Genomic DNA, 3,222 nt, shown 5'->3' on the forward strand with positions numbered 1-3,222 from the left:
ACCGTGGACAACCAGCTGGTGAAGTTCGAGCAGGAGCCGAACAACGCCAAGATCCTGGATAACATCTTCCGCCTGGTCCACACCATCAAGGGCACCTGCGGCTTCCTCGGGCTGCCGCGACTGGAAGCGCTGGCGCATGCCGGCGAGACCCTGATGGGCAAATTCCGTGACGGCATGCCGGTGACGGCCGGCGCGGTGACGGTGATCCTGGCCTCGATCGACCGCATCAAGGAAATCCTGGCCGGCCTCGAGGCGACCGAAGCCGAGCCGGAAGGCACTGACCGCGATCTCATCGACAAGCTGGAAGCGATGGTCGAGCAGGGCATGGCGGCAATGGCTGCCGGCGCCGCTGCTCCCGTCGCCGAAGCGCCGCCGCTGGTGCCGGAAGCACCTGCTGCCGTTGAAGCTGCGCCCTCCAGCCAGGGCTTGCTGATCGACCAGACCCTCGAGCGCCCGCTGCGTCCGGGCGAAGTCTCGCTCGACGAACTCGAGCGCGCCTTCCGCGAGACTGCGATCGAAGCACCGGCACCTGTTGTCCAGGCCGCGCCCGCTGCTGAAGCTCCCGCGCCTGCCGCCAAGGAAACTGTGAAGGAAGCTGCCAAGGAAACTGCGAAGGAAGCCAAGGCGCCCAAGGACAAGGCCGCGCCGAAGAAGTCGATGGCCGACGAGGGCGCCTCCGAGGGCGACCGCATCGCCAACCAGTCGATCCGCGTCAACGTGGATACGCTGGAGCATCTGATGACCATGGTCTCCGAGCTGGTCCTGACCCGCAACCAGCTGCTGGAGATCTCCCGCCGCAACGAGGACACCGAGTTCAAGGTGCCGTTGCAGCGGCTCTCCAACGTCACCGCCGAGCTGCAGGAAGGCGTCATGAAGACGCGCATGCAGCCGATCGGCAACGCCTGGCAGAAGCTGCCCCGCATCGTCCGCGACCTCTCGAGCGAACTCGGCAAGCAGATCGAGCTGGAGATGCACGGCGCCGACACCGAGCTCGACCGCCAGGTGCTCGACCTGATCAAGGACCCGCTCACCCACATGGTGCGCAACTCCGCCGATCATGGCCTCGAGACCCCCGCCGAGCGCCTCGCGTCTGGCAAGGGCGAGCAGGGCACCATCCGTCTGTCCGCCTATCACGAGGGCGGCCACATCATCATCTGCATCGCCGACAACGGCCGCGGGCTCAACACCGAGAAGATCAAGGCCAAGGCGATCTCCTCGGGTCTGGTCACCGAGGCCGAGCTCGAGAAGATGAGCGAAGCCCAGATCCACAAGTTCATCTTCGCGCCGGGCTTCTCGACCGCGGCCGCCATCACCTCGGTCTCGGGCCGCGGCGTCGGCATGGACGTGGTGCGCACCAATATCGACCAGATCGGCGGCACCATCGACATCAAGTCGGTGGCGGGTGAAGGCTCCTCCGTCACCATCAAGATCCCGCTGACGCTCGCGATCGTCTCGGCGCTGATCGTGGAAGCCGCCGGCGACCGCTTCGCCATCCCGCAGCTCTCGGTCGTCGAGCTGGTGCGGGCCCGCGCCAACTCCGAGCACCGCATCGAGCGCATCAAGGACACCGCGGTCCTCAGGCTCCGCAACAAGCTGCTGCCGCTGATCCATCTGAAGAAGCTGCTCAAGATCGACGACGGCGCCGCTTCCGATCCCGAGAACGGCTTCATCGTGGTCACGCAGGTCGGCAGCCAGACCTTCGGCATCGTCGTCGACGGCGTGTTCCACACCGAAGAAATCGTGGTCAAGCCGATGTCGACCAAGCTGCGTCACATCGACATGTTCTCCGGCAATACCATTCTGGGCGATGGCGCCGTCATCATGATCATCGATCCCAACGGCATTGCCAAGGCGCTCGGCGCCGCCGGCTCCTCGGCCCATGACATGGGCGACGAGAACGGGGCGCACCACATCGGAAGCGGCGAGCAGACCACCTCGCTCCTCGTCTTCCGCGCCGGCTCGTCCCAGCCCAAGGCGGTTCCGCTCGGGCTCGTCACCCGCCTGGAAGAGCTGCCCGCCGACAAGATCGAGTTCTCCAACGGCCGCTACATGGTGCAGTACCGCGAGCAGCTGATGCCGCTGGTCGCCATGGAGAGCGTCACCATCGCCAGCCAGGGCGCCCAGCCGATCCTGGTGTTCGCCGATGACGGCCGCTCCATGGGCCTCGTCGTCGACGAGATCATCGACATCGTCGAGGAACGGCTCAACATCGAGGTCGGCGGCTCCGCCTCCGGCATTCTCGGCTCGGCCGTGATCAAGGGCCAGGCCACCGAGGTGATCGACGTCGGCCACTTCCTGCCGATGGCGTTCGCCGACTGGTTCACCCGCAAGGAGATGAAGCCGTCGATGCACTCGCAGTCGGTGCTGCTGGTCGACGACTCGGCCTTCTTCCGCAACATGCTGGCGCCCGTGCTCAAGGCGGCCGGCTACCGCGTCCGCACCGCGCCGACCGCGCAGGAGGGCCTCGCCGCCCTGCGCGCGCAGACCTTCGACGTGGTCCTGACCGACATCGAGATGCCCGACATGAACGGGTTCGAGTTCGCCGAAGTGATCCGCTCGGACAACAATCTGGGCTCGATGCCGATCATCGGCCTCTCCGCGCTGGTGTCGCCGGCGGCGATCGAGCGCGGCCGTCAGGCCGGCTTCCACGACTATGTCGCCAAGTTCGACCGTCCCGGTCTGATCGCGGCGCTGAAGGAGCAGACCGCGGGCGCCGCCGGCGCCTCGGAGCTGAGCCGGGCGGCGGCGTAAACGGCAGGATCAGGAGACACGCACATGAGCAAGAAAGCCCAATCCACCGAAGGCGCCATGGTCGAATACGTCACCGCGATGATCGGCGGCCAGCTGTTCGGGCTGCCGATCTCCCGCGTCCAGGACGTGTTCATGCCCGAGCGCGTCACCCGCGTGCCGTTGTCCTCGCGCGAGATCGCGGGCGTGCTCAATCTGCGCGGCCGCATCGTCACCGTGGTCGACATGCGCGCCCGCCTCGGCCTGCCCAAGCCCGAGGACGGCAAGACCCCGATGGCGGTCGGCGTCGATCTGCGCGGCGAATCCTATGGCCTGCTGATCGACCAGATCGGCGAGGTGCTGCGGCTTGCCGAGGACGGCAAGGAGGAGAACCCCGTCAACCTCGATCCCCGCATGGCCAAGCTCGCCGGCGGCGTCCACCGTCTCGACGGCCAGCTCATGGTCGTCCTCGACGTCGATCGCGTCCTCGAGCTC

2 protein-coding genes are annotated in these 3,222 nt (G+C 66.8%); both read left to right on the forward strand.

Annotated elements, in window-relative coordinates:
- Positions 1 to 2,751 (forward strand): hybrid sensor histidine kinase/response regulator (locus NR187_RS34795; RefSeq protein ID WP_256809513.1); only part of this gene is annotated, 2,751 nt, incomplete at its 5' end.
- Positions 2,752 to 2,775: 24 nt separating this feature from the next.
- A partial coding sequence (locus tag NR187_RS34800) for a chemotaxis protein CheW (protein ID WP_256809514.1) occupies positions 2,776 to 3,222 on the forward strand: 447 nt, incomplete at its 3' end.

Source organism: Bradyrhizobium sp. Bra64 (assembly GCF_024519875.1).
Taxonomy (GTDB): domain Bacteria; phylum Pseudomonadota; class Alphaproteobacteria; order Rhizobiales; family Xanthobacteraceae; genus Bradyrhizobium; species Bradyrhizobium japonicum_G.